This is a genomic window from Streptomyces sp. TE5632 (genome assembly GCF_054061295.1).
In genome coordinates, this window is sequence record NZ_JBSSEA010000002.1 from 118,729 (window position 1) to 145,136 (window position 26,408).

At 70.3% G+C, this 26,408-nt stretch carries 26 protein-coding genes and 1 pseudogene; 19 read left to right on the top strand and 8 right to left on the bottom strand.

The features are described from left to right. Positions 1 to 131: 131 nt before the first annotated feature. A complete protein-coding gene (locus tag ACVW19_RS02600) occupies positions 132 to 485 on the bottom strand; it encodes a hypothetical protein (protein WP_457456985.1) in 354 nt (117 codons plus the stop codon). Then, positions 401 to 1,309 carry a S8 family serine peptidase gene (locus tag ACVW19_RS02605; RefSeq protein WP_457456937.1) on the bottom strand — a complete coding sequence of 303 codons (909 nt, stop codon included), beginning with the start codon at positions 1,307 to 1,309 and terminating at the stop codon, positions 401 to 403. Before ACVW19_RS02605 ends, ACVW19_RS02600 begins: the two co-directional genes overlap by 85 nt. Here ACVW19_RS02605 and ACVW19_RS02610 point away from each other — a divergent pair. Continuing rightward, positions 1,205 to 1,732: a hypothetical protein gene (locus ACVW19_RS02610; RefSeq protein ID WP_457456987.1), complete on the top strand. Its 528-nt coding sequence runs from the start codon at positions 1,205 to 1,207 to the stop codon at positions 1,730 to 1,732. The two genes, ACVW19_RS02605 and ACVW19_RS02610, sit on opposite strands and share 105 nt — an antisense overlap. Positions 1,733 to 2,266: 534 nt before the next feature. Here ACVW19_RS02610 and ACVW19_RS02615 read toward each other — a convergent pair. Both ACVW19_RS02615 and ACVW19_RS02620 read right to left on the bottom strand, forming a co-directional pair. Beyond that, positions 2,267 to 2,404 (bottom strand): hypothetical protein, encoded by a 138-nt coding sequence (locus ACVW19_RS02615; RefSeq protein ID WP_457456175.1) that lies wholly within the window; start codon positions 2,402 to 2,404, stop codon positions 2,267 to 2,269. Positions 2,405 to 2,668: 264 nt separating this feature from the next. Continuing rightward, a complete protein-coding gene (locus ACVW19_RS02620) occupies positions 2,669 to 2,938 on the bottom strand; it encodes a hypothetical protein (protein WP_457456177.1) in 270 nt (89 codons plus the stop codon). 496 nt (positions 2,939 to 3,434) lie between these two features. Between ACVW19_RS02620 and ACVW19_RS02625 the strand changes: the two genes are divergently transcribed. The 3 genes from ACVW19_RS02625 to ACVW19_RS02635 all read left to right on the top strand — a co-directional run bounded on the left by ACVW19_RS02625 (position 3,435) and on the right by ACVW19_RS02635 (position 5,939). Next, positions 3,435 to 4,637 carry a hypothetical protein gene (locus ACVW19_RS02625; RefSeq protein ID WP_457456179.1) on the top strand — a complete coding sequence of 401 codons (1,203 nt, stop codon included), beginning with the start codon at positions 3,435 to 3,437 and terminating at the stop codon, positions 4,635 to 4,637. A gap of 142 nt (positions 4,638 to 4,779) precedes the next feature. Beyond that, positions 4,780 to 5,001: a hypothetical protein gene (locus ACVW19_RS02630; RefSeq protein ID WP_457456181.1), complete on the top strand. Its 222-nt coding sequence runs from the start codon at positions 4,780 to 4,782 to the stop codon at positions 4,999 to 5,001. Positions 5,002 to 5,603: 602 nt separating this feature from the next. After that, positions 5,604 to 5,939 (top strand): hypothetical protein, encoded by a 336-nt coding sequence (locus ACVW19_RS02635; protein WP_457456183.1) that lies wholly within the window; start codon positions 5,604 to 5,606, stop codon positions 5,937 to 5,939. Between the two features lie 245 nt (positions 5,940 to 6,184). Here ACVW19_RS02635 and ACVW19_RS02640 read toward each other — a convergent pair whose 3' ends face one another. Further along, positions 6,185 to 7,309, bottom strand: a complete 1,125-nt coding sequence (locus ACVW19_RS02640; RefSeq protein ID WP_457456185.1) for a CapA family protein — start codon at positions 7,307 to 7,309, stop codon at positions 6,185 to 6,187. A gap of 177 nt (positions 7,310 to 7,486) precedes the next feature. Here ACVW19_RS02640 and ACVW19_RS02645 point away from each other — a divergent pair, with 177 nt between their 5' ends. Both ACVW19_RS02645 and ACVW19_RS02650 read left to right on the top strand, forming a co-directional pair. Then, positions 7,487 to 7,894 carry a YciI family protein gene (locus ACVW19_RS02645; RefSeq protein WP_457456187.1) on the top strand — a complete coding sequence of 136 codons (408 nt, stop codon included), beginning with the start codon at positions 7,487 to 7,489 and terminating at the stop codon, positions 7,892 to 7,894. Between the two features lie 8 nt (positions 7,895 to 7,902). After that, complete coding sequence (locus ACVW19_RS02650) at positions 7,903 to 9,159, top strand: RNA polymerase sigma factor (RefSeq protein ID WP_457456939.1); 1,257 nt, start codon at positions 7,903 to 7,905, stop codon at positions 9,157 to 9,159. A 113-nt stretch (positions 9,160 to 9,272) separates the two neighbouring features. Here the strand turns inward: ACVW19_RS02650 and ACVW19_RS02655 are convergent, their stop codons facing one another. After that, on the bottom strand, positions 9,273 to 9,959 hold the full coding sequence (locus ACVW19_RS02655) for a TetR family transcriptional regulator (RefSeq protein WP_457456189.1): 687 nt from the start codon (positions 9,957 to 9,959) through the stop codon (positions 9,273 to 9,275). Positions 9,960 to 10,059: 100 nt separating this feature from the next. On the opposite strand from ACVW19_RS02655, the gene ACVW19_RS02660 reads away from it, so the two are divergent. From ACVW19_RS02660 to ACVW19_RS02670, 3 genes are all read left to right on the top strand, one after another. Next, positions 10,060 to 11,646 (top strand): acyl-CoA mutase large subunit family protein, encoded by a 1,587-nt coding sequence (locus tag ACVW19_RS02660; protein ID WP_457456191.1) that lies wholly within the window; start codon positions 10,060 to 10,062, stop codon positions 11,644 to 11,646. Between the two features lie 27 nt (positions 11,647 to 11,673). Continuing rightward, entirely contained in the window at positions 11,674 to 13,257 is a 1,584-nt protein-coding gene (locus ACVW19_RS02665; protein WP_457456192.1) for an acyl-CoA carboxylase subunit beta, read from the top strand. Positions 13,258 to 13,321: 64 nt separating this feature from the next. Next, on the top strand, positions 13,322 to 13,516 hold the full coding sequence (locus ACVW19_RS02670; protein WP_457456194.1) for an acyl-CoA carboxylase subunit epsilon: 195 nt from the start codon (positions 13,322 to 13,324) through the stop codon (positions 13,514 to 13,516). A 52-nt stretch (positions 13,517 to 13,568) separates the two neighbouring features. Here the strand turns inward: ACVW19_RS02670 and ACVW19_RS02675 are convergent. Further along, a pseudogene (locus ACVW19_RS02675) lies at positions 13,569 to 14,768 on the bottom strand (RNA-guided endonuclease InsQ/TnpB family protein). A gap of 172 nt (positions 14,769 to 14,940) precedes the next feature. On the opposite strand from ACVW19_RS02675, the gene ACVW19_RS02680 reads away from it, so the two are divergent. From ACVW19_RS02680 to ACVW19_RS02695, 4 genes are all read left to right on the top strand, one after another. Then, the gene (locus tag ACVW19_RS02680) at positions 14,941 to 15,402 is read left to right on the top strand and encodes a cobalamin B12-binding domain-containing protein (RefSeq protein WP_457456196.1); all 462 of its coding nucleotides are present in this window, start codon (positions 14,941 to 14,943) and stop codon (positions 15,400 to 15,402) included. Beyond that, positions 15,399 to 17,171 (top strand): acetyl/propionyl/methylcrotonyl-CoA carboxylase subunit alpha, encoded by a 1,773-nt coding sequence (locus ACVW19_RS02685; protein ID WP_457456941.1) that lies wholly within the window; start codon positions 15,399 to 15,401, stop codon positions 17,169 to 17,171. Before ACVW19_RS02680 ends, ACVW19_RS02685 begins: the two co-directional genes overlap by 4 nt. A gap of 87 nt (positions 17,172 to 17,258) precedes the next feature. Further along, positions 17,259 to 17,609: a hypothetical protein gene (locus tag ACVW19_RS02690; protein WP_457456198.1), complete on the top strand. Its 351-nt coding sequence runs from the start codon at positions 17,259 to 17,261 to the stop codon at positions 17,607 to 17,609. A gap of 232 nt (positions 17,610 to 17,841) precedes the next feature. Next, positions 17,842 to 18,174, top strand: a complete 333-nt coding sequence (locus ACVW19_RS02695) for a putative quinol monooxygenase (protein WP_457456200.1) — start codon at positions 17,842 to 17,844, stop codon at positions 18,172 to 18,174. A 63-nt stretch (positions 18,175 to 18,237) separates the two neighbouring features. On the opposite strand, the gene ACVW19_RS02700 is transcribed toward ACVW19_RS02695, so the two are convergent. Beyond that, positions 18,238 to 19,125, bottom strand: coding sequence for an endonuclease/exonuclease/phosphatase family protein (locus ACVW19_RS02700; protein ID WP_457456201.1), 888 nt, complete (start codon positions 19,123 to 19,125; stop codon positions 18,238 to 18,240). A gap of 171 nt (positions 19,126 to 19,296) precedes the next feature. Between ACVW19_RS02700 and ACVW19_RS02705 the strand changes: the two genes are divergently transcribed. The 6 genes from ACVW19_RS02705 to ACVW19_RS02730 all read left to right on the top strand — a co-directional run bounded on the left by ACVW19_RS02705 (position 19,297) and on the right by ACVW19_RS02730 (position 26,407). Beyond that, a complete protein-coding gene (locus ACVW19_RS02705; protein WP_457456202.1) occupies positions 19,297 to 20,277 on the top strand; it encodes an ABC transporter ATP-binding protein in 981 nt (326 codons plus the stop codon). A gap of 53 nt (positions 20,278 to 20,330) precedes the next feature. After that, positions 20,331 to 21,362 carry a LacI family DNA-binding transcriptional regulator gene (locus tag ACVW19_RS02710; RefSeq protein WP_457456204.1) on the top strand — a complete coding sequence of 344 codons (1,032 nt, stop codon included), beginning with the start codon at positions 20,331 to 20,333 and terminating at the stop codon, positions 21,360 to 21,362. Between the two features lie 321 nt (positions 21,363 to 21,683). Then, positions 21,684 to 22,781 (top strand): ABC transporter substrate-binding protein, encoded by a 1,098-nt coding sequence (locus ACVW19_RS02715; RefSeq protein ID WP_457456206.1) that lies wholly within the window; start codon positions 21,684 to 21,686, stop codon positions 22,779 to 22,781. Between the two features lie 65 nt (positions 22,782 to 22,846). After that, complete coding sequence (locus tag ACVW19_RS02720; RefSeq protein WP_457456208.1) at positions 22,847 to 24,418, top strand: sugar ABC transporter ATP-binding protein; 1,572 nt, start codon at positions 22,847 to 22,849, stop codon at positions 24,416 to 24,418. After that, on the top strand, positions 24,411 to 25,376 hold the full coding sequence (locus tag ACVW19_RS02725) for an ABC transporter permease (protein WP_457456210.1): 966 nt from the start codon (positions 24,411 to 24,413) through the stop codon (positions 25,374 to 25,376). Before ACVW19_RS02720 ends, ACVW19_RS02725 begins: the two co-directional genes overlap by 8 nt. Further along, positions 25,373 to 26,407, top strand: coding sequence for an ABC transporter permease (locus ACVW19_RS02730; RefSeq protein ID WP_457456212.1), 1,035 nt, complete (start codon positions 25,373 to 25,375; stop codon positions 26,405 to 26,407). The genes ACVW19_RS02725 and ACVW19_RS02730 overlap by 4 nt, the downstream gene beginning before the upstream one ends. Position 26,408: the final 1 nt, after the last annotated feature.

A 26,408-nucleotide genomic window follows, 5' to 3' on the forward strand; every position in this document is an offset into this window, starting at 1 on the left:
GTCGGTGACCGGCAGCGGCTCCTCGGACAACCACCTTCAACTACGGTAAGCGGTCATCGTTCACGCTCTGTGTGCGATAGTGGCGGCGTTAGACACGTGCCTTGGGCCAGAGGCAGTCCCGCCGTCCGCGATCACCCCACCGAGCCGTCCGTGGCCTCGGGAGCGTTGAGCGCGAGTGCCAGCAACGCTGCCGAGACCTCCCGGATGACCTGTTCGGCTTCGCTCAACACCGGTTGGAACGTGGCACCGCACTCGATCGTGTAACCGAACACCTTCGTGGCGGCCGGGTCGGTGAGGTGCCGGCTGTACGCGTAGTCGTCACTCGTCCCCGAGGTGGGGTACAGCCCGTACGCCGCCTCGACCCCGTGGTCGACGTCGCGCACCGCGCGTACCGCGTCGTTCATCCGCTCCGCCAGTTCGACCGCGATCTTCGAGTCCCTTTCGGGGATGAACTCGCCGATGCCGTCGTCCGGCCGCCCCCGCACCGCGTGCCGTGTTGTCCTCCCGGTCCTGGTTGGTCGACCGCACCACGACGATCACATCCGGATGGGAGACCACTTCGTCCTTGGCGATGTCGACGTTCCTGCCGTTGCTCGCCGCCCAGAAGATCGGCATTCCCTTGCCCTGACGGCCGTTGGTGGCGGCGAATTCGAGAGCGAGTTCCAAAGTGCTGGTCAGATCCCAGTCCGCGCCGTTCGGGCCCAGGCTGCTGACCAGGACGTCCACCCCGCTCCCCGGGCCGGTCCCGGGGACTTCCGTCGAAGGATCGGTCGCATAGGCCACGGCGCGGGCGAGCGTCGGCTGCGTACCGACCTGGTCCGGCAGGCACGCCAGCGACATCAGGCTGCACTCGGGGGCCGCGCCCGTACCTCCCCGCCCCGTTGTTGAGCCGGGCCCCGACCACGCCCGCACAGAAGGTGCCGTGATCGCTGTCGGGCGTCCCCGAGGTGCCCTGGACGAAGACCGCGCCTTCCACCCCGTCGGTGAAGAATCCCGGCAACCGGTCCACCCCGGCGGCCAGGTCCGGGTGCTCCGCGTCAAAGCCGTTGTCGATGACGGCGACTCGGATTCCTGCCCCGAAGGTGCGGTCCCAGGCCGACCCGATGCGGACGTCGGCGTCCGAGGTGCCGCCGTTGGTCCCGGCGTTCCTCCATTGCCACTGCCGCGGATACCGGGCCCCGGTGGGCCTGAACCGGGCAGGGACGTGCCCGGTGAACGACGGTTCGGCGAAGACGAAACGATCGTTGCCGTGGAGCTCGGCGGAGGCAGCGAGGACGTCCCGCGACGCCCGGGCCCGTACCTCGTACAGGTTCTTCGCGAAGCCGAGTCTGTTGACGATGGTCAAACCGGCAGTCTCGAGCTCGCGCTCGGCTTCGTCCTCCGACAGTGTCGGCTCCAACCGGACGGTCAACGCGTCGGTCGCGATACCGATCCTGCCATTGGGCCGCCGGATGACCTTGCCGGCCGCCTCCGCACTGGGGATCTCGTCGCCCGTGGTGAATGCCTCGCGGGTCCGCTGGTTCGGCCTGACGAATATCCAGCTCGCTCGGGCGAAGGCTTCGTTCGTCTCGTCGTCGATGCCGGCTTCGCGCATCTCCCCACGAGCACTGCTTCCCGGATCCGTCGCTCTTTCGGCGACTCTGTCCTGGAAAGCCGCGCCCGTCTTGACCGCGATAACGTCGTCGAGTTCTTCAGCCTCGACGAGATGGCCACGTTGGTAGTACTGACGTGACATCGCTCTCGCCTCTTCACATCGGTGCGGAAGCCCTGGCCGGTGACGACATGGCCCTCGGACCCGCAGCCTGAGGAACACCCCCTCTCTGTCAGTCTCCTCGCACCCTCATCGCACGGCAACTTCATGCCACGACGCCGAAGGGACGGGCACAGCGGGTCCGGCACGGGCGCGGTGAAGCCCAGCTGGGCCGGGTCCGGAAACAGGGTGGCCTTCGGCCCCGGTGGTTGGTCCCCCTGCCCCGGTGATCGACGGCTGACCAACTCGTGCACGGTTGACGGCGAGGCGTCGGACTCATGACGGTTGATCATGGTCGTGCGGTGGGGAACGCGACTCTCGCAGCGTTCCCTGGCGACCACGGGCGCGAATCTGCCGGCCGTGATGATCGATCAACTCCTGACCCAGGCAAGAAAGTTGTGGAACGGGTGGCACCGGGCCAGGTCCGGCTTACGTCCGTGCCGCGGAAGTTGCCGGTTCAACGTGGACCGCTCCTCCCTCACCCGGGCGAGGCGCGCCATCAGCCTCGGCGTCCGACTACGGACCCTGGCCGAGGCCCTCCACCACCTCAGCATGACCGGCACAACTCGTCAGTTGGGCCAGCCGAAGCTCCTGGCCGACGGACCCGCGGTGGAGGACCTCGCCGATGCCGGACACCAGACGCACCAGAGACATCGGGCACGCGAGTTCCACCGCTCCCTGCCGATGCTCACCCCGGTCTTCCTGACCGTCGGTCGCCGCCGACGCGGCAGCCCAGCGATCCGCCGATACGCGTCAACCCGCCCGCAGCAGCGATCCGACCACGCTGACCCTCCCGGAGGTCCGCCGCCGCCTCGTCGCCGTCTTCAGCCGACCGGACGTGACTGCGGCCAGGCTGCTGCACTGGTCCCCCTGGCGCAGACGCCACCAGGCAACAGCCCGATGCAGTCACTACCGACGTCAGGCCTCCTCCTCGGCGCGGCCCCCTCCCACCATGTACCGCCAGACCAGGTCGTGAGCCAGGATGATCAGGCCGATCAGCATGAGAGCCTCGGTCTGGATGGGGCGCAGCCCGACGTGGCGGGCGAGTTCGGGGAAAGCACCGACGACGGCGATCAGGGCGTAGAGCAGTGCGGCGGCGGCCTGCTGCCAGGTGGGGAAGTGGTCGCCACGGGCGCGGGCCAGCAGCCGCAGGGTGCACAGGCAGCCGATCACGGAGAGGGCGATCAAATGAAATCGGGGGGCCAGGTCGACAACGGCCTACGCGTGAGCTGCGGAGTCGGCTCGTCGGCCTTGCGGCTTGGATGGAACCGCAATGGGCCCGCCACGACGTCCGGCTCACCATCGACGAAGCCGAACTGCACTGGCCACCCGCCCCCTTGATCTCCGGGTGGGGAAGTGATCTGTCGGTCACACCCGCGTCATCGGCCAAGTCGTGCCGGTACGGCCGGGGTTCGCATGCGCATTCGGCGGCTTGTCTCGCGCCACGGCGAAGCCGAGCAGTGGGCCGGTCACTGTCCGGCAACCGCAACGTGTCACCATCGATCCCGTACTGAACACGCTTGCACTCGAAGTGAGTTGACTCATGGGGGAATCGATGGTCCGCAATCGGCATCGTCGGACTCTTGTCGTGCTGAGCAGCCTCGGCATGCTGCTGGGAGCGGCTCAGCCGTCATCCGCAGGAACACCGGACGAGCGGCCTTGCGTCGTCGACGGGGCGTCCGCCATGCCCGACTGGACATGGACCAGCGCGACCACCGTGGAGCGGCAACTGACCATGGACAGCGACGCGGACGACCGTGCCGAGCCGCTGATGGCATCGATCCAGCCACGGATCGACCCTGCCGCGTACGCGGACGGTGAGCCCGGAGAAGCGCTGTTGCGTCCCGTCGGACCGCTGGGACACCTGGGGCCGCTCGGTCCCTGGGGACCGCTCGGCCGGTACGGGCCCGTCGGAGAGGCGAGTGCGTACTGGGAGACGCAACTCGATCACCTGCGGCACCACCCGTTCTTCGCATCGCTGCTCGACACATGGGGCATCCTCGCTCAACCGGTCCTGGACGAGACCGGACCGCTCGGCCCGACCGGTCCGGTCGGGCAGGAGGCCTACTGCGAGAACCTGCCCGCGATCAACGAGATCTCCGGGCAGCTCCAGGCCGGCGGTGTGTACGGACCTCTCGGGCCCGCCGGCCCCCTGGGCGTCTACGGCCCGCTCGGTCCACTCGGGCCCCGCGGGCCCATGGGCGTCCTCCTCGATCCGGCCGACGGCCGCTACTACGACAACGGGAAGCTGGTCACCAAGGTCGAAGGTGCGGCGCCCTGGGGCAGCGGGCAGCGGCGCATGTACGAGCTCGTCGAGACGTACCCCCGCGGCCGCGCCCACGCCGCCGATGTCGCTCTCGACACATCGTTCATGGCCACCGACGTCACGACGCCCGGTCGGCCGACCGAGTACACCATGACGTCGGCCGAGGATCAGTTCGTCACGGTCACGGTGGTACCGGACCGGGGCTTCGCCGACTTGTCCTGCATGTTCAACGCCTACGGTTTCAACCCGTGCGGTGTCTATCCCGCCCTGTCGGTCTTCCCGAACGGAGCGGCCGTCGACACCGAGGACATCCTGATTCGCAACGTCTTCCATCTGCCCGCGAGCTGGAAGTCGCCGCAGGAGATCGCCGACCGCTACACGGTGGAACTCCTCGACGGTGCCGGCAACGTGGTGGCCGAGTCGAGGGCGAGCCGGTATGTCAATTGGCTTCAGATCAAGGTGCCCGCCGACTCGGAGCTGACGGCGCGTGTCACCCTGAACTCGACCTGGGACGAAGAGCAGACGACAGCGGAGTACCACCTCGCCGTCACCGGCTCCACGGAGTGGGTCGGTTCCGTCGGGTTTTCGGGAGCGCATCAGGCGGGCCCGGGCCTCCTGTGAACGGCGCGGCGGAGCACCGACCACTGGAACGGGACTCCTGGCTTCCGGGTCCGGCATGACTGTTGCCCTGGCGAAGCGATGACCTGGTGGGTGTCACCGGGCTCGGAGCGCCGTTCGCCCGCTCGATGGTTCTTGTGCTGACGTGGTCGTCATCCCTCGGTCGGTCACGGCCAAGCTCTCCGGGCGCAGGCGCACCTCGGCGTACCGGTCGGCGAACCGATCCGCGAACAACCAGGATGTCGTCGGTTGTGCCCACAGCGTCGTCACGGCTCACCTCGTCGACCAGGACGGTCACCCCACCCTGCGGGCTCGGAACGAGATCATCACTTTCCTGGCCGAGCGGCTCGACACGCAGTCTGAATGAGCCCTGTAACCGGTTTCCCCGGAGGGACTCGGGCCGATCACGCCACCTGCCGCACCCCGCGCCGATCACGCGGGTACGGGACCCGGGCGAGACGTTCCAGCGGGTCCGGAACCTCCTTCCCGGTGCCCGTGCCGTCTCGGATCAGACCTCATCCGGTACGACGAACCACCAAGCAACCCGTCGGCCGAGTGCGCCGAAGCCGCACTGCGGGGGCCGGAAGCACCTGTCGTCCATCGCTCACCGCGGCGCATCCCGTACAACCACATACAGAAAAGCCGGATTGTGGTGACGGGAACCATTGAATTATCCGGGGCGGTGCAGTTCGAGAACAGTTCGTGAGAATGGAATGTGATGCAGCCCATTCCCTGGATTCCCATTGCGCGTACCGACCCCCGGTAAACTCCTCACCGGAGCCACAGGCTCTGATCACATGTCGTCCGAGGAGGGGGAGAGAAATGAGTATTCGACGGTTATGGAGTTGCGTCGCCCTGGGAGCACTCGCACTCGGTGCCGCTGCGGCACCTGCGGCGGCCGCACCATTGGCACCGAGCACGGTGGGTGACGTGTGCGGCGCGGGTTACGCATACGTCCACGCGGAGCCCGTGGTACGTTCCGGCAGTTTCCTGCCGGCGGGAACCGTGTATGTGGAATACAATCCGTACACGCGCTCGTTCTGCGGTTTCGCGGTGAAATCCCGGTGGGTGGGCGTGGCGACGGACATGCATGTCGCTACGGTGGGGGCGTCCGGCACGGCCGACAGGGGTAACTCGTGGTCCGGCCCGAGCCTGTACGCGATCGGCCCGTCCCGTGAGACGGCGTGGGAGTACGACGGCCGGGACTGCGTGTTGTTCGGGGCGCGCATTTCCGATCCGGAGGGAAACCAGTACTTCCATCAGTCGGCCAATGCCGCGATCGGATACACACGGTTGTGCGTCTGAAATCTCCCGGCGTTCATACGGCCGTCCAGACACCCGTAGCCTGACCGTGGGAAAACCTCTCACGCGGGGATTTCGTACATCGGGACGGACGGTTACAAGTTCCGCTCGGACCCGGACGAACTCCGGGCACACGAGGTCACGGTGAACGCCGGCTGTGTCGAGGCCCGACCGGCGGGGCCGGCCGTGAAGCGGCCGGCCCCGCCTGCGCGAGCGGTGCGGCGACGGGGAGACCGGGAGCCGGGACGTCAGCACGCCGGGCGTTGGCGGTTCGGCTCCAGTGAGAGTGTGCCGTCCGGTTCGAGGACCGGGTGCACGGGAGCGCTGACACGGTCGAGGGTCGCGTGCATCCAGGCGGCGTCCTGGTGCGAGGCGGGCTCCAGCCGCATACGCCGGGAACGCAGGGGCATCATGCGCAGGCCCAGGAACCGGCCGGTGTCCGCCGCCACCGTGACGAAGTAGGCGAGCCGGAGGTCGTCGCGGTACTCCTCGTACCCGCTGATGCCCTCGTAGTCGTCGATGAAGTCGCCGCAGCCGTACAGCACCAGCCTCTGCCGGTACACCTCGATGGGGCGGGGGTGGTGCGAGGAGTGCCCGTGGACGAGGGCGGCGCCGCCGTCCACCAGGGCGTGCGCGAAACGGATCTGCTCGCGGGGGACGTGGTAGCCCCAGTTGGAGCCCCAGTGCACGGACACGACCACGGTGTCGCCCGCACGTTTCGCCCGCCGTATACGCTCCACCACCGCGGCGGCCGTGCCGGCCGACAGGTCGGGGAGACGGGCGACGCCGGAGCGGGCCGCGGTCGCCGCCCAGCCTGTCGGAACACCGCTGGAACTCGCCCCCAGCGCGAGGACGAGGACACGGCCGCCCGTTCTGACGGGGACGGCCACCGGCCGGTACGCCTCGTCGGCGCCTTGCCCGGCACCCGCCGCCCGCAGGCCCGAGCGGTCGAGCGTCTCCAGCGTCTCCGCCAGGCCCGCCCGGCCGAAGTCCAGCACATGGTTGTTGGCCAGGACGCAGACGTCGGGCCGGGCCACCGTCAGGGCGGACACGTTGGCTGGATGCATGCGGTAGTGAACCGCCTTGCCGGGGGCGAACGCGTCACTGCGCGTGATGGAGGTCTCGAGGTTGACGATCCGTACGTCCGGGGCGGTCCCGTCCAGCAGTCGGAGTGCCTCACCCCACGGCCAGGACGGGGGTACGGGGGCCGGGACCGGTCCATTGACCGACTCGGCCATACGGACGTAGGTGCGGGCATCCGCGACGCAGGTCTCCCGCAGCACCGGATCGCCGGGGCGGGCCAGGATCTGGTCGACGCCGCGGCCGAGCATCACATCGCCGCACACGAACAGCGTCACCACGTCGCTGCGCATACCACAACGGTAGACGCGCGCCTGCCGAGGTGGGTCGGGCCCCGCATCGGGCGGGCTCCCCCGGGCTCGCCCACGAGAGCCGAAAAACCGGACGCCGATGTCGAGAACCCCTGGCCGGCTACGTCCCCGCAGTGAACGCGCCCACAATGGGGCGCACCAGCACCGAGGAGAAACACGATGGCCAAGTATTTGCTGCTCAAGCACTACCGCGGCGCTCCGGCTCCGGTCAACGACGTGCCCATGGACCGGTGGACGCCACAGGAGATCTCGGCCCACGTGCAGTACATGAACGACTTCGCGGCCCGGCTCGAGAAGACCGGTGAGTTCGTCGACAGCCAGGCGCTCACCCCCGAGGGGACGTTCGTCCGGTACGACGGCGAGGGGCGCCCGCCGGTCACCGACGGCCCGTTCGCCGAGACCAAGGACCTCATCGCCGGCTGGATGGTCATCGACGTCGACACCTACGAACGTGCCCTCGAGCTGGCCGGGGAACTGTCGGCCGCCCCCGGGTCGGGCGGGAAGCCGATCCACGAGTGGCTCGAGGTACGCCCGTTCCTGGCCGCGCCGCCCACCATCACGGAATGACCTCGTCCATGGACGAGGTCCTGCTCCGGAGCCTCACGCCGAGCGTGCTCGGAATCCTCGTCCGCCGCGGAGCCGACTTCGCGGCGGCCGAGGACGCCGTGCAGGACGCGCTGGTCGAGGCGCTCCGCGTCTGGCCGGCCGACCCTCCGCGGGATGCGAAGGGCTGGCTGGTCACCGTGGCCTGGCGCCGGTTCCTCGACGCTAGGCGGGCGGACGCCGCCCGCCGCCGGCGTGAGGACCTCGTCGACGAGGAGCCTGCGCCCGGGCCCGTGTCCGCGGTGGACGACACCCTCCAGCTCTACTTCCTGTGCGCCCACCCGTCGCTGACGCCGTCGTCCGCCGTCGCGCTCACGCTGCGCGCCGTCGGCGGGCTGACCACCCGCCAGATCGCCCAGGCCTACCTGGTGCCCGAGGCGACCATGGCGCAGCGCATCAGCCGGGCCAAGCGCACCGTGGCCGGCAGTGGGGCCTCCCTTGCTCATGGGGGTCCCCCCGCTCATGGGGGTCCCCCCGCTCGAGCGAAGTCGAGAGTGGCGGAGGAGTCGAGAGTGAGGGAGGAGCCGAGAGCTCGGGGAAGGTTCGACCAGCCCGGCGACGTCACGACCGTGCTGCGCGTCCTCTACCTGGTCTTCAACGAGGGCTACTCCGGCGACGTCGACCTCGCCGCCGAGGCCATCCGGCTCACCCGACAGCTCGCGGCCGCCATCGACCACCCCGAGGCGGCGGGGCTGCTCGCACTCATGCTGCTCCACCACGCCCGGCGCGCCGCCCGGACCGCGCCCGACGGCAGCCTGGTGCCGCTCACCGAACAGGACCGTGGCCGATGGGACACCGCGCTGATCGCGGAGGGCGTCGAGATCCTTCAGGCGGCTCTCGCCCGCGACCGGCTGGGCGAGTTCCAGGCCCAGGCCGCCATCGCGGCACTCCACGCCGACGCGCCCACCGCCGAGGAGACCGACTGGGTGCAGATCGTCGAGTGGTACGACGAGCTCACGCGCCTGACCGACAGCCCGGTCGTCCGGCTCAACCGAGCGGTGGCCGTCGGCGAGGCCGACGGACCGCGCGCCGGACTGGCGGTGCTCGCGGAACTGGACGCCTCACTGCCCCGCCACACCGCGGTGGCGGCGTACCTCCACGAGCGCGACGGCGACCTGGCGACGGCGGCCCGGCTGTACGCCGAGGCGGCCCGAAAGGCACCCGACCTCGCCGAGCGCGACCACCTGACACGTCAGGCGGCCCGGCTCAACACCCGGCGGTCCCCCTGACGGGCCGCGCTTTCGGATCTTCCCGCTGCATGTGGCCCGGCCCCGTGGCCAGAGCGGTCGCCTCGACGTGAGCAGGCGCCCTCATCGAGGGGCGAGGGGCGTTCCGGACGTTTTCACTGCTCGGAGTGGCCCTCGATGAGGCGTCGCAGCGAGGGGAGCAACGCGTCGATGTCCTGTCCGCTCCGGAAGGCGACGACCGTGGTGCCGTCGGCGTCCGTCTCCGAGCGGGACTGCGGGCCCGGGAACAGGGCGAGCACCTCGCGCATCGCGGCGTCGACCTCTCCGACAGGGTCGGGGGACTCACCCCGGAGCCATCGGCGCAGCACGTGGTTGTGGGCCGCGACCACGGACGCGGCCATGAGCTCGGACCTGAGTGAGGCCGACTCGCTGGAGTCTCCCAGCCAGTTCGAGATGAACTCGCGGAACAGGCGCTGATAGCGGGCCACACTGGCGATCTCGCGGTCGCGGAGCGCGGCGACCTTACTGGTGAGCCGGTACCGCCGGCGGGCGAGGTCGCCTTCGTCGAGGTAGTGCAGCAGCACCAGGCGGACCGCGTCGGAGACGGCGGCCAGGGCGGTCTCGTGGCTGGAGGTGGCCAGGCGGTCCTTGATCTGCTCGAGCATCCGGTCGTGGTCGGGGAAGATGACGTCTTCCTTCGCCGGGTAGTACCGGAAGAAGGTGGTGCGACCCACACCGGCGCGTTCGGCGATGTCATCGACGGTGGTCTGCTCGTATCCGCGCTCGTCGAACAGGGCGAAGGCGGCCTCCGAGAGCCGGATCCGCGCGGCTGGCTTGCTCATGATCACCCATCTTTCCCTGTCGCGTCCTTCGGTGGCCACTTGCCCAATGGAATGGTACTGCGTACCGTTCAAAAGAGATGGAGTACCACAGGAGGTCACCGTGGGTTCTCTCGCACGCAGCGAGTCCGGGCTGCCGATCCAGCCGGTCTACGACGCCAGGACACCGGCGGACTTCGACGCGGACGCCAAGCTGGGCGCGCCGGGGCGGTTCCCGTTCACCCGGGGCGTGTACCCGTCGATGTACACCGGCCGGCCGTGGACGATGCGGCAGTACGCCGGCTTCGGCACCGCGAAGGAGTCCAACGAGCGCTATCACGAGCTGGTCGGCGCCGGCACCGGGGGCCTGAGCGTGGCCTTCGACCTGCCGACCCAGATGGGCTACGACTCCGACGAGGCCATCGCCCAGGGCGAGGTCGGCAAGGTCGGTGTGGCGATCGACTCGATCCAGGACATGCGCACGCTGTTCCGGGGTCTGCCGCTCGACAAGGTGTCGACGTCGATGACGATCAACGCACCGGCCTCGACACTCCTCCTGCTGTACCAGTTGGTCGCCGCCGAGCAGGGCGTCCCGGGCAACCTGTTGACCGGGACGATCCAGAACGACGTGCTCAAGGAGTACATCGCCCGCGGCACCTACATCTTCCCGCCGAAACAGTCGCTGCGGCTGATCAGTGACATCTTCGCCTACTGCCACCGAGAGCTGCCGCGCTGGAACACGATCTCCATCTCCGGCTACCACATGGCCGAGGCCGGGGCCACGCCCGCGCAGGAGATCGCGTTCACCCTCGCCAACGCCAAGGAGTACGTGCGCGCCGCGCTCGCCGCAGGCCTGGACGTCGACGACTTCGCTCCGCGCCTGTCCTTCTTCTTCGTCGCCCGCACCACGCTGCTGGAGGAGATCGCGAAGTTCCGCGCCGCCCGCCGCATCTGGGCCCGCGTCATGCGCGAGGAGTTCGGCGCCCGGAATCCGAAGTCACAGATGCTGCGCTTCCACACGCAGACCGCCGGTGTGCAGCTGACGGCCCAACAGCCGGAAGTCAATCTGGTCCGGGTCGCACTGCAGGGCCTGGGAGCGGTCCTGGGCGGGACTCAGTCCCTGCACACCAACTCCTACGACGAGGCCATCGCCCTGCCCACCCAGAAGGCAGCACGACTGGCCCTGCGCACCCAGCAGGTCATCGCTTACGAAACCGATGTGACCAAGACCGTCGACCCCTTCGCAGGTTCCTACTTCATGGAGTCGATGACCGACGAAATCGAGGCGGCAGTACTGGAGTTGATGGGGGCCGTCGAGGACCGCGGCGGCGCCGTCGCGGCCATCGAGCAGGGATTCCAGAAGTCCGAGATCGAACGCTCCGCCTACCTGATCGCTCAGGAGATCGACAACAAGGAACGCACCGTGGTCGGCGTCAACACGTTCGTCCTGGACGAGGAAGAACCGTACGAGCCGCTGCGCGTGGACCCCCGGATCGAGTTCGACCAGCGAGAACGCCTCGCCGCCCTGCGCAGGGACCGCGACGACGACGCCCTCGAACGCGCCCTCGACGCCCTGCGCACCGCCGCCCAGGGCACCGAGAACGTGCTCCCCGCGATACGGGAGGCCCTGCGGGGACACGCCACGGTCGGTGAGGTCTCCCACGCGCTGCGCGACGTCTGGGGCGTACACGTCCCCCACGACACCTTCTGACCAGTGAGCCCCGGAGTGGAAGAACCAGTGAACGACATCGACATTCGTACGACCGCGGGGAAGCTCGCGGACCTGCAGCGGCGCATCCACGAGGCCACGCACGCCGGCTCCCGACGCGCCGTGGAGAAACAGCACGCCAAGGGCAAGCTGACCGCCCGGGAACGGATCGCCCTGCTGCTGGACGAGGACTCCTTCGTGGAGCTGGACGAGTTCGCCCGGCACCGCTCCACCGGCTTCGGCCTGGAGGAAAACCGCCCCTACGGCGACGGCGTCATCACCGGCTACGGCACCGTCGACGGCCGCCCGGTGGCGGTCTTCTCCCAGGACTTCACCGTCTTCGGCGGCGCGCTGGGCGAGGTCTACGGACAGAAGATCGTCAAGGTGATGGACTTCGCGCTGAAGACCGGCTGCCCGGTCATCGGCATCAACGACTCCGGCGGCGCCCGCATCCAGGAGGGGGTGGCCGCGCTGGGCGCCTACGGCGAGATCTTCCGCCGCAACACCCACGCCTCCGGGGTGATCCCGCAGATCTCCCTGGTGCTGGGCCCGTGCGCGGGCGGCGCGGTCTACTCCCCGGCGATCACCGACTTCACCGTGATGGTGGACCAGACCAGCCACATGTTCATCACCGGCCCGGACGTGATCAAGACGGTCACCGGCGAGGACGTCGGCTTCGAGGAGCTGGGCGGGGCCCGCACCCACAACACCGCCTCCGGGGTGGCCCACCACCTGGCCGGCGACGAGAAGGACGCCCTCGACTACGTCAAGCAGCTGCTGTCCTACCTGCCGTCCAACAACCTCGCCGAGCCGCCCGCCTTCTTGGAGCAGGCCGACCTGACGCCCACCGCGCAGGACCGGGAGCTGGACGCGCTGGTGCCGGACTCGGCCAACCAGCCCTACGACATGCACACGGTGCTCGAGCACGTGCTGGACGACGGCGAGTTTTTGGAGACCCAGCCGCTGTTCGCGCCGAACATCCTCACCGGCTTCGGCCGGGTGGAGGGCCGGCCGGTGGGCGTGGTGGCCAACCAGCCGCTGCAGTTCGCCGGCTGCCTGGACATCGCCGCCAGCGAGAAGGCGGCCCGGTTCGTGCGCACCTGCGACGCCTTCAACGTCCCGGTGCTCACCTTCGTGGACGTGCCCGGCTTTTTGCCCGGGGTGGACCAGGAGCACGAGGGCATCATCCGCCGCGGCGCCAAGCTGATCTTCGCCTATGCGGAGGCCACGGTGCCGCTGATCACGGTGATCACCCGCAAGGCGTTCGGCGGCGCCTACGACGTGATGGGCTCCAAGCACCTGGGCGCCGATGTGAACCTGGCCTGGCCGACCGCGCAGATCGCGGTGATGGGCGCGCAGGGCGCGGTCAGCATCCTGCACCGGCGCACCCTGGCCGGGGCCCAGGACGCCGAGGCCGCCGAGGCGACCCGGGCCCGGCTGGTGCGGGAGTACGAGGACGCGCTGCTCAATCCGTACACCGCCGCCGAGCGCGGCTACGTGGACGCGGTGATCATGCCGTCCGAGACCCGCCGGCACATCGTGCGCGGGCTGCGCCAGCTGCGCACCAAGCGGGCCGTGCTGCCGCCCAAGAAGCACGGCAACATCCCCCTTTGACCCCCCGCCCGCCGGAAACCCCCGGGAAACCCGGACATCCCCCCTCTGACCCCCAGGAGCCGTTGTGATCAAGGTCGTACGGGGCAACCCCACCCCGGAGGAACTCGCCGCCGTGGTTGCGCTGATCTCCGCCGTCCGTGCACCGGGTCCCGGACCTGCCCCCCGCCGTGCCGATGCCTGGGCCTCCCCTCGCCTGCTCTTGCGCACGCCGCAGGGATACGGCCCTGTCGGCTGGCGCGCCTCAGCCCTCCCCCAGTGAATTTCCGAACGGAGAGACCTTGACTTCCTCCCCTCCCGAAGGAGGGGGAGTCCTACGGCTCGCGCCGTGGGGTTTCCTGCTTCACTGCCGACCGCCCGCCCGGAGTTCTCCGTTGAGGTCTTACACCGGCTCCACAGGCCGACACCGCCAGTCCGACGGCCAGCAGGTTCTGCGCCGCGTTCACGTCCCGGTCATGGACCGTGCCGCAGCTCTCACACGTCCAGGCGCGGACGCCGAGCGGCATCCTCTTTGCGAGGGTGCCGCAGGCGGAGCACAGCCGGGAGGAGGGAAAGAAGCGGTCGACCGCGATCACTTCCCGCCCGTACCAGGCGGCCTTGCACTCCGGCAGGCTCCGGAACTGCGACCACGCGGCATCACTGATGGCGCGGGCCAGGCTCCGGTTCTTGACCATGATGCGCACGGCCAGGTCCTCGATCACGAGCGTTTGGTTCTCACGCACGAGTCGGGTGGTCAGCTGGTGCAGCACGTCCCGCCTGCGGTCGGCGATGCGGGCATGGACGCGGGCGCCCCTGCGCCGGGCCTTGGCCCGGTTGGCCGAGCCCTGCGTCTTGCGCGACAGCTCCCGCTGGGCCCGGGCCAGCCGGGCGCGGTCGCGGCGCTGGTGCCGGGGATTGGTGACCTTCGCCCCGGTGGAGAGGGTCAGCAGGTGGGTGAGGCCCGCGTCGATCCCGACCGCCGTACCGGTGGCGGGCAGCGGCCGCACGGCGGGGTCCTCGCACAGCAGGGACACGAACCAGCGGCCGGCCGCGTCCTGCGAGACGGTCACCGTGGACGGCTGCGCGCCCTTTGGCAGCGGCCGGGACCAGACGATGTCCAGCGGCTCGCCCATCTTGGCCAGGGTCAGCTTCCCGTGTCGGTAGCGGAACCCGCTGGTGGTGCACTCGGCGGACTTTTTCGACTTCTTCGACTTGAAGCGCGGATACTTCGCCCGCTTGCCGAAGAAGCCGGTGAACGCCGCCTGCAGGTGGCGCAGGCACTGCTGGAGCGGGACCGAGGAGACCTCGTTGAGCTAGGCGAGTTCCTCGGTCTTCTTCCAGGTTGTCAGCAGCGCCGACGTCTGGTTGCAGTTGACCCGTTCCTGGCGTGCCCAGGCCTCGGTGTGGGCCGCGAGGGCCAGGTCGTAGACCTTCCGCACGCAGCCGAACGTGCGCGACAGCTCGGCCGCCTGCGCGTCGGTCGGGTAAAAGCGGTACTTGAACGCCCGCTTCACGCACGCCGTGGTCACGCTCACAAACTAGTGCGACTGCCTGTGAGCATCAAATCTGCCGGTCAGGGCATAGTTCTCCGCCTTGACGGCGGAAAACCGCTCGATGTCCCGATCCGCGGGGGTTTCGTTTCTCCCCCACAAGCGGGCGGTACCCCCACCCCCGCCTGAAGGCGGGGGTCTCCACGAAAGGACTCAGATGAACGTCCTGCGACAACGCGCAGACCTCGGTGGTGCGGCGCCGCCTCGACTGCGTGTGGTGATCGCCAAGCCCGGACTCGACGGTCACGACCGCGGCGCCAAGGTGATCGCCCGCGCACTGCGCGACGCCGGGCACGAGGTGATCTACACCGGACTGCACCAGACCCCGGAGCAGATCGTCGCCACCGTCATCGCCGAGGACGCACCCGTCCTGGGCCTTTCCGTCCTCTCGGGCGCCCATCTGACGATCGTGGAGCGCGTGATCGAACTGCTGGCGCGGGAAGACGCGGGCGACGTCCACATCCTGGTCGGTGGCATCATCCCGGACGCCGATGTCCGCGCCCTCGAAGTCATGGGCGTCGCCGCGGTGTTCACCCCCGGTGCGAACATCCGCCGCATCGTCGAGACCGTCGATGCGCTCAGCGCCCACCGGACGGACGTACAGGAGACGGCATGCTGACCAAGGTGCTCATCGCCAACCGTGGCGAAATCGCTGTCCGCGTGGCCCGGGCCTGCCAGGACGCCGGCATCGCCAGCGTCGCCGTCTACGCCGACCCGGACCGGGACGCCCCGCACGTCCGCGCCGCGGACGAGGCGTTCGCCCTGGGCGGTGACACCCCGGCCACCAGCTACCTGGACATCGACAAGGTCCTCAAGGCCGCCCACGAGTCCGGCGCGGACGCCATCCACCCCGGCTACGGCTTCCTCTCGGAGAACGCCGACTTCGCCCAGGCGGTCCTGGACGCCGGGCTGACCTGGATCGGCCCGCCCCCGCAGGCCATCCGCGACCTGGGCGACAAGGTCGCCGCCCGGCACATCGCCCAGCGCGCCGGCGCCCCGCTGGTGGCCGGCACCCCCGACCCGGTCACCGGCGCCGGGGAGGTGCTCGCCTTCGCCCGGCAGCACGGCCTGCCGATCGCCATCAAGGCCGCCTTCGGCGGCGGCGGCCGCGGCCTGAAGGTCGCCCGCACCCTGGAGGAGATCCCCGAGCTGTACGAGTCCGCGGTGCGCGAGGCCACCGCCGCCTTCGGCCGCGGCGAGTGCTTCGTCGAGCGCTACCTGGACAAGCCCCGGCACGTGGAGACCCAGTGCCTGGCCGACGCGCACGGCCACGTGGTGGTCGTCTCCACCCGGGACTGCTCGCTGCAGCGCCGCCACCAGAAACTGGTCGAGGAGGCCCCCGCCCCGTTCCTGTCCGAGGAGCAGACCGCCCAGCTGTACGCCTCCTCCAAGGCCATCCTGAGGGAGGCCGGCTACGTCGGCGCCGGCACCGTGGAGTTTTTGGTCGGCTCCGACGGCACCATCTCCTTCCTGGAGGTCAACACCCGGCTGCAGGTCGAGCACCCGGTCACCGAGGAGGTGGCCGGCCTGGACCTGGTGCGCGAGATGTTCCGCATCGCCGACGGCGAACCGCTGGGCTACGACGACCCGGTGCTGCGCGGGCACTCCTTCGAGTTCCGCATCAACGGCGAGGACCCCGGCCGCAACTTCCTGCCCGCCCCCGGCACCGTCACCGCCTTCGCCCCGCCCGCCGGCCCCGGGGTGCGGCTGGACGCCGGGGTGGAGTCCGGCAGCGTGATCGGCCCGGCCTGGGACTCGCTGCTGGCCAAGCTGATCGTCACCGGCCGCACCCGCGCCGAGGCGCTGCAGCGCGCCGCCCGCGCGCTGGCCGAGTTCCGGGTGGAGGGCATGGCCACCGCCCTGCCGTTCCACCGCGCGGTGGTCGCCGATCCGGCGTTCGCCCCCGAGGTGCACGGCCAGGACGGCCCGTTCACCGTGCACACCCGCTGGATCGAGACCGAGTTCGTCAACCAGATCCCCCCGTTCGCGGCCGCTGCGGACGCCGAGGCGGACGCCGAGGCGGACCGGGAGACGGTGGTGGTGGAGGTGGGCGGCAAGCGCCTGGAGGTGTCGCTGCCCGCCTCGCTGGGCATGTCGCTGGCCCGCACCGGGCTGGCGGCCGGCGCCCGGCCCAAGCGCCGGGCGGCGAAGCGGTCCGGGCCGGTGGCCTCCGGCGACACGCTGGCCTCGCCGATGCAGGGCACCATCGTCAAGGTCGCGGTGGAGGAGGGCCAGCAGGTCGCCGAGGGCGACCTGGTGGTGGTGCTGGAGGCGATGAAGATGGAGCAGCCGCTGAACGCCCACCGCTCGGGCACCGTCAAGGCACTGGCCGCGGAGGTGGGCGCGTCCATCACCTCCGGCGCGGTCATCTGCGAGATCAAGGACTGACCCGTACGGCATTGGCCCGCGGCACGCCTTGGGGCGGCCGGCGGACCCGCCAGGTCCGCCGGGCGCCCCGCGCCGGCGTGCCGACTGGTGACGCGCCCGCGGGCCACCGCGTACGGACGGGCGGCCGTGCGCTCACCGCCCGCGCAGGTCCGCGACGCGTGCCCGCTCCGCGCTCTGCGCCGGTTCGGCCGCTCCCAGGGCCACCGCCGGACGCAGCCCCGGACCCTGCCGACAGGGTCGGTGGGCAGCTTCATCGAACGGTACGAGTTCGGCGTCTACGGATACCTGACCGCGCACGGACCGGCCGGCACGGTCCCGGCCCGCACCGGCGCCCGCCGTCCCGGCATCCTGGGCTCGATCACGCCCGGCAGCCGGAGGCTGCGCCTGCCGGAATCCGCCACGGCCGTCCCCTTGCGCCTGCGCACGGTACCGGTCTGACGTCCCTGTGCGGGAGGTCACCGCCGAGGCCCGCCCGCCCCGTGTCGGCTACGATCTTCGCAGTCGGCCGTGTTCGACCTGTGTCACGGCCACGACCGTGCACTGCCGGATCCATCCAGCCGGTGACCGTCCCGACTGGCGGAGCGGGCACTCCCCGGGCCGGTGTTCGCCCGTCGGACGACGCTCCGGGTGGTGCGACGGCGCGCAGAGAACCGATGAGGGAGACCGACCGATGATCTTCATCACCGCCAAATTCCGTATCCGCCCCGAGTACGCGGACCAGTGGCCGGACATCGCCGCCGACTTCACCGCGGCGACCCGCGGTGAGCCCGGCTGCCTGTGGTTCGACTGGTCCCGCAGCATCGAGGACCCGACGGAGTACGTCCTGGTCGAGGCCTTCCGTGACGACGCGGCGGGGGCGGCCCATGTGCAGTCCGAGCACTTCAGGGCCGCACAGCGGACCCTGCCGCCGCACCTCGCCGAGACCCCGCGGATCGTGAACGCGACGGTGCCGCAGGACGACTGGTCGCTGCTGGGCGAGATGAGCGTCCCCGGACAGGACTGACACCCCGTCAAGGCAGATGTCCGGGGACGACTCCCGTGAGGTGCCGTCCCTGGCCCTGGCGATTCAGCGGCCGCGCCGGTGCAGCTTCAGGTCCGTGACCACGGGGCGGTGGTCCGACGCGTCCGTCGCGACCTCGTGGGCGCCGGTCACGGTGATGCCGGGGGAAACCGTCACCAGGTCGATGCGCTTGACGGGGTCGACCGCCGGGTACGTCCCACCGCCGTCCGGGGCGGCGTCCCGCAACCGCTGCCACAGCGGTGCCAACTCCGGAGCCTTCGCTTCGGCGTTGAAGTCGCCGACCAGGATCTTCGGTCCACGGTCGGCAGCCAGCACCTCGAGCATGTCCGCCACCTGGGCCGCACGGATCGACGGGTCGGCCCGGTGGTCCAGGTGCGTGCTGTAGACGTGTACGAACGCGCCCTTGACGTCGACCGTCACCTCGGCGAAGCCGGGCGCCGGGGCGGGCACCGGATCGGACGTCTGGGTGGAGAGCCGGGTGATCTCGTGGTTCTCGGCCTCGAGCACCGGGTGGCGGCTCAGCACGGCGACACCGTACTGCCGGCGCTCCCCGTCCGCGGTGGCCGGGTCCAGATCGTAGATCGGTGCGAAGAACACCCGCATGTCCAGCGCGTCGGCGAGCGCGCGGGCCTCGTCGACGAAGCCGCTCCGGGTGCCCCAGTGCACGTCGACCTCCTGGAGACCGATCACGTCGGCGTCCAGATCACGTATGGCCTCCGCGGTGCGATCGAGGTCGAAGACCCCGTCCTGGCCGGCTCCGGCGTGGATGTTGTAGGTCGCCACCCGCAGCGGCACGGCCGGGGCCTGCGCCCCGGAGGGGCCGGCCGCCACGGCTGTCGCCGGTGTCGCCGTGGCGAGTCCGACGGCTACGACGGCGGTCAGCAGGGCGGCCTTACGGGCACCGCGGACGGGGCGTCGGGAGCTGTGCTGCATGCCTTCTCCGAACTGAGTAGACGTCAGGACCCGTGTCACAACCGCGCCATTCTCTCTCGGCCCGACTTCTGTGGACAGGTTGCTGCTTCCTGACCGGCCGTTGGACCTGGAGCGTACGCATGTCCGAGACCCCCGCCGCTGGTGAGTCGGCAACAGGATCAGGAGGTCCCCGTGAACCCGGTCGCCACCGACAGCCGCCTGCGCACCCGGGCCCTGTCTCTGGGGCACGGCCCCGATCTCGTCATCGACGGTCTGGACCTCGCTCTGCCGGAACGCCGGGTCACTGTCATCGTCGGCCCCAACGGGTACGGCAAGTCCACGCTCCTCGGCGGGCTGGCCCGCACACTGCGCGCGCGTGGCGGCGCCGTCCTCCTCGACGGCCGGGAACTCACCAGGATCCCCACCCGGGAGATCGCACGCACCATCGGCATGCTCCCCCAGTCCGCGATCGCCCCCGACGGCCTCACCGTCCGCGACCTCGTCCGCTACGGCCGCCAGCCCCACCAGGGCCTGCTGCGTCAGTGGTCCGCCGCCGACGCCCACGCGGTCGAGGAGGCGCTCACCGCCGCCGACCTGCACAGCCTCGCCGACCGTCCGCTCGAGACGCTCTCCGGCGGTCAGCGCCGGCGTGCCTGGATCGCCATGGCCGTCGCCCAGGAGACCGAGATCCTCCTCCTCGACGAACCCACCTCGGCCCTCGACACGGGCCACGCCCTCGAAGTGCTCGAACTGGTCCGCTCGCTGGCCGCGCAGGGCCGCACCCCGGTCCTGGTCCTGGTCCTGGTCCTCCACGACCTGACCACCGCGTGCCGCTACGCCGACCACATGATCGCCCTCAAGGACGGGGCGGTCGTCGCCCAGGGCGCCCCGTCGGCCATCATCTCCCCCGACCTCGTCCGAGAGCTCTACGGCGTCGAGAGCGCCATCCTCACCGACCCGGTCCACGGCACCCCGGTGATCTGCCCCCTGCACATCGCCACCCCACGGCAGGCGCCTGAACCCGGGGCAACGGCCCGGTCCGGGAGGGGCGGCCGGGGCGGCCGGTCCGGGTCCGCCTCCCTCGTCCTGCTCCTGGCCTTGTCAGTGTCGCGGAAGCGCATGTATAACGTTGTAAAACTCTCATCCGGCGGCTCGGCGCCCGGCTCACGGTGACGGCACCCGTCTCGGCACCGGTCCCCGGCCGGGCCGTCCACGAAGGGATTGCCGTGCGGGTCAGCCTCAAGGACGTCGCCGCGCACGCGGGGGTCTCCATCAAGACCGTCTCCAACGTGGTGAACAACTATCAGCACGTCACCCCCGCCATGCGCGAGCGCGTCCAGAGATCAATCGACGCTCTCGGCTACCGGCCCAACCTGACCGCCCGGCACCTGCGCAAAGGGCGCACCGGCATCATCGCGCTCGCCCTGCCCGAACTCGGCAACCCCTACTTCGCCGAACTCGCCGCCGCCGTCATCGACACCGCGGCCGAGCACGACTACATCGTGCTGCTGGACCACACCGGGGGCCGTCGCGAGCAGGAGATCCTGGTCAGCCAGGGGTTCCGGGCCAGGGTCATCGACGGACTCATCCTCAGCCCCATCGAGCTGGAGGCCAAGGACTTCCGCGAGCGCACGGAGCAGGTACCGCTGGTGCTGCTCGGTGAGCGGGAATACGACCTGCCGTACGACCACATCGCCATCGACAACGTCGCCGCGGCCCGCGCCGCCGTCCGGCACCTGGTCTCCCTGGGACGCCGCACGGTGGCGTTCATCGGGGCCCGGCGCGCCCGCAGCGAACCCGCCCAACTGCGCGTACGGGGCTGGCGTGAGGAGCTCACCGCCGTCGGGCTCCCCGCCGACGAGGGCCTCGTCGCCGCCACCGACGGCTGGGGCCACGCGGACGGTGCGGCGGCGATGGCCCACATCCTGGACAGCGGGCAGCGGCCCGACGCGGTGTTCGCCTACAACGACCCGATGGCCATCGGGGCGATGCGGGTCCTGCACGAGCGTGGCCTGCGGATCCCCGACGACATCGCCGTCGTCGGATTCGACGACGTGCTCGAAGGGCGGTTCGGCGCGGTGACCCTCACCTCCGTGTCGCCAGACAAGGCCGCCATCGGCAGGCTCGCGGTGGAGTCGGTGCTGGCCCGGCTGCACGACGCGGCTCCTGAGCCGCGTCGCATCCGGGCCGACTACCGCCTGGTCGAACGGGAGAGCACCCTGGGCCGGCCCGCCGACACCGGTGCCGCGGACACCTGACCAAGGGTTTCGGCCCCTGGCTCACCGGCCGTGCGGACACCTCTCCGGGCCCTGGACCGGCCCCGTCCGGCAAGCGCTTGCCGGACCCGCCCCGCGCCCGCGTGCCGTCACCGCCGAGGGCAGAGCTTGCTCGCCCCGCTCGCCCTCTCCCCCGCCGCGCTCCGCTCGCACCTTGCGCACAGGGGGTTTACAGCGTTCTTCCAACGATGTAAAAACCTGTTGGCGGCGAACCGGACGCCGTATCGCACACCGGGAGCAGCACCGGTTCCGCGCTCTCCAGCTCCCCAGTTCCCTTTCAGCGTCACCCGGATCGGGGTCACCATGCAGCGCACCACTCATCGTCCTCACCTCCTCGCCCGTCCCGTGCTCGTGGCCTTGGCCGCCGCGGTGGCCCTGACCGCCACCTCCTGCGCGAAGTCGGAGGACGACGCGTCGGACGGCAAGAAGTCCCCGGCAGCCGCGGCCGACGCCGGCCAGAAGGTCGTCACGCCGAAGCCGGGCAGCAAGACCTGCACCATCGACGCGTACGGCGGCAAGGAGCTCGACCTCAAGGGCGCCACCGTCGGCTTCTCGCAGTCGGAGAAGGAGGCCAACCCGTTCCGCATCGCCGAAACGCAGTCCATCAAGGACGAGGCGGCGAAGCGGGGCGTCAAACTGCTGACGGCCAACGCCCAGTCGCAGTTCTCCAAGCAGATCAGCGACGTCCAGGACCTGCTCGCCAAGGGCGCCGACCTGCTGGTCATCGCGCCGCTCAACTCCGACGGCTGGGACCCGGTGCTGCAGGCCGCCGCCGCCAAGAAGGTCCCGATCGTCACGATCGACCGCAAGATCAACGCCACCGCCTGCAAGGACTACGTCTCCTTCATCGCCTCGGACTTCGTCGAGCAGGGCCGGCGGGCCGCCGACCAGATGATCGAGGCCACGGGCGGCAAGGGCGAGGTCGCGATCCTGCTGGGCGCGGCCGGGAACAACGTCACCACCGAACGCACCCAGGGCTTCAAGGAGCGGGTCGCGGAGAAGGCCCCAGGGCTGAAGGTCGTCTTCGAGCAGACCGGTGACTTCACCCGTGAGAAGGGGCAGCAGGTCACCGAGCAGCTCATCCAGTCCAAGCCGGGCATCAAGGGCATCTACGCGGAGAACGACGAGATGGGCCTGGGCGCGGTGGCCGCGCTCAAGGGCGCGGGCAAGAAGGCCGGCAACGTCGAGATCGTCACGGTCGACGGCACGCGCAACGCCGTACAGGGCATCGTCGACGGCTGGATCACCGGCGTCATCGAGTCCAACCCGCGGTTCGGTCCGCTGGCGTTCGAGACGCTGGACGCCTTCACCCAGGGCAAGGAAGTGCCCCAGGACATCGTCATCCAGGACAGCGCCTACGACACCGACAACGCCGAGCAGGACCTCGGCAAGGCCTACTGATCCCCGCGGGGCCCGCTCCCTTTGGGCCCCGCCGTCCCGTCACCACTCACTTCCTGGAGGCACAGGTGGCTCCCCCCGCCGAAGTCCTCGCCGTCCGCGGACTGAGCAAGACCTTTCCGGGCGTCCGGGCCCTGGACGACGTGGACCTGACCCTGCATCCGGGCGAGGTCCACGCCCTGATCGGCGAGAACGGCGCCGGCAAGTCGACCCTCATCAAGCTCCTCACCGGTGTCCACCGGCCCGACGCGGGTGACATCGTCTTCCAGGGCCGTGACGTCTCCTTCGCCACACCGCTGGAGGCGCAGAAGGCCGGGATCTCGACCATCTACCAAGAGGTCAACCTCATCCCGCTGCTGAGCGTGGCCCGCAATCTCTTCCTGGGCCGCGAGCCGCGCACCCGTTTCGGCCTGCTGGACTTCGCCCGTATGCACAAGGAGGCCGAGGAGACCCTGCGCGCCTACGGCGTCCGGGTGGACGTCCGTCTGCCGCTGCGCGCCCTCGGCGTCGGCGCTCAGCAGATGGTCGCCCTGGCCCGCGCGGTGGCGACCGAGGCACGCGTCGTCGTCATGGACGAACCGACCTCCTCGCTCGAGCCGCGGGAGGTCGAGACGCTGTTCTCGGTGATCCGGCGGCTGCGTGACGAGGGCATCGCGGTCGTCTACGTCAGTCACCGGCTGGACGAGCTGTACGCCGTGTGCGACACGGTCACCGTGCTGCGCGACGGACGGCGCGTCCATCACGGCCGCCTCGCCGACCTCGACCGTCTGTCCCTGGTGTCGACCATGCTGGGCCGGGAGCTGGGCGAGGTCCGTACGGAGGGCCTGACCAGGTTCACCGGCGACCACCATGCAGTCAGCGCCCAACCCGTGCTGGAAGCACGGGAACTGACGGCCCCGCACAAGCTGCACGAGGTGTCCGTGGCGATCCGGCCCGGCGAGGTCGTGGGACTCGGCGGACTCCTCGGGTCCGGGCGGACCGAGACGGCCAAAGCCATCTCCGGTGCGCTGGCGACGAGTTCCGGGCAGGTCCTGGTGGCCGGTGTCCCGTTGCGCGGCGGCTCCACCCCCGCCGCCATCCGGGCGGGCATCAGTCTGCTGCCCGAGGACCGCAAGAGCGAGGGCATCGTTCCCGGGCTCTCGGTCCGCGAGAACATCTCACTGGCCGTGCTGCCCCGGCTCTCCCGTTTCGGGCTGGTCTCCGAGGCACGCGTCGACAGCGTCGTGGACACCTTCGTCGAACGGCTGCGCATCAAGGCGTCCTCGCCGCACCAGAAGGTCGGTGAACTGTCCGGCGGCAACCAGCAGAAGGTGCTGCTCGCCCGCTGGCTGGCGATGAACCCCAAGGTGCTGCTGCTGGACGAACCCACCCGGGGCATCGATGTCGGGGCCAAGGCCGAGGTGCAGAAACTCGTGGACGAACTGGCCGCGGACGGCCTGGCCGTCCTGCTCATCTCCTCCGATCTGGAGGAACTGATCGAAGGGTCCGACCGCGTGGTCGTGCTGAAGGACGGTGCGGTCGTCGGCGAACTGGCCGGCGAGGAGGTCACCGAGGACACACTGATGCGGACCATCGCCGGGCACGCCCCGGCCGGGAACACGGCCGGCGTCACGGCCGCGGAGGAGGCCGGCGATGGCTGAAGCCGCTCTGCGCACCGTGCCGCTGGACCGGGCCCGCGTCCTGCAGTGGCTGCAGACGTACGGCGTCTACGCCGGCGTGGCACTGCTGCTGGTCGTCAACATCGTCATCACCCCGCACTTCCTGTCCGCGGAGAACTTCCGCACCCAGGCCGTGCAGGTCGCCCCCGTCATCATCGTCGCGCTCGGCATGGCCCTGGTCATCGGCACCGAGGGCATCGATCTGTCGGTCGGCGCCGTGATGGCCCTGGCAGCCTCCGTGACCGCCCTGTACCTCGGCTACGGTCTGCTGCCGGCGCTGCTGGTGGTGGCGGTGTTCGCCGCCGCGGTCGGGTTGGCGGGCGGCGCGCTGGTCGCCTTCTTCGTCGGAGTGCAGCCGATCGTGGCCACCCTGGCGCTCATGGTCGGCGGCCGGGGCCTCGCCCTGGTCCTGCTGCCGCAGCTGGAGGATCTGCGCAACCCCGCACTCGCCTCCCTGGGATCCGGCGACGTCCTGGGCGTCCCGTATCTGATCCTCATCGCCGCCGTCCTGGCGCTGCTGGCCGCGCTCGTGGTCCGCCGCACCACGTTCGGGCGCCAGCTGCTGGCCATCGGGGACAGCCGCCCCGCGGCGCAGCTGGCGGGCCTGCCGGTGCGGCGCGTGCTGATCACCGTGTACGTACTGTGCGCGCTGCTGGCGGCCGTGGCGGGCGTGCTGGCCACCGCCCGGCTCCAGGCCAGCGACCCGACCTCGCTGGGCAATCTGATGGAGCTGTCCGCCATCACCGCCGTCGTGGTCGGCGGGACCCCGCTGACCGGCGGCCGCGTCAACATCGCCGGCACCGTGGCGGGGGCGGTCCTCATCCAGTTGCTCACCGCCACCCTCATCAAGCACGATCTGCCGCCGTCGTGGACCCAGATCGCGCAGGCCATAGTGATCGTGTGCGCGGTCTACGCGGCACGGGGACGGGGGAAGCGATGACCGCCACGAAGACGGACGTGCCCGTGACCACCGCGGGCGGGCGACCACCGAAGGCCACGGGACCCGAGGGCCCCGTGCGCTCGGAGCGCCTCAGTGCCCTGGTCCAGCAGCACGGGGCGCTGGCCGTACTGGTGATCGTCTCGCTGGTGGCGTCGTTCAGCTTCGACTCCTTCGCCACCGGGGACAACGTCGGCAACATGGCGACGAGTTCGGCGTTCCTGGCGATCGTCGCCCTCGGGATGACCTTCGTCATCATCACCGGGGGCATCGATCTGTCGGTCGGTTCCCTGTTCGCCCTGGGGGGTGTCCTGGCGGCCTGGGGCTCTCGGCACGGGACCCTGGTGGCGCTGCTGCTGCCCCTCGTGGTGTGCGGCGGGATCGGTGTCGTCAACGGCCTGCTGGTGGCGCGTTCCCGGCTGGCGCCGTTCATCGTCACCCTGGCGGCCATGCTGGGGGCGCGCGGTCTGATGCTGGCCCTCACCGACGAGGGCGCCGAGACCTACCTGATCGGCAAGGGCTCCTTCCTCTCCGAACTCGGCCAGGGCACCACTCTCGGCATCGGCAACCCCGTGTGGGTCACCCTGGCGCTGTTCGTCGCCGGAGCGGTCGTCCTGCGCCGCACCCGCTTCGGACAGCATGTGTACGCGGTCGGCGGCAATGAGGACGCGGCGGCCCTGATGGGTGCTCCGGTGGCCCGGACCAAGATCCTCGTCTACACGTTGTCCGGGGTGCTGGCCGGGCTGGCCGGCGCGCTCAACGCGGCCTGGCTCGCGTCCGGTGTGACCATCCTCGGCAACGGCATGGAACTGGAGGCCATTTCCGCCGTCGTGATCGGCGGCACGCTGCTCACCGGCGGCCTCGGTCATGTCAGCGGCTCGCTGGTCGGTGTCCTCCTGCTCAAGGTGATCCAGAACGTCATCAACCAGATCGGCTCCCTGGACTCCTCCTACCAGCAGGTCGTCAGCGGTGCCTTCCTGGCCGTCGTGGTCGTCGCCCAGACCTGGCTGGGCCGCAGACGCCAGTTGCTGTGAA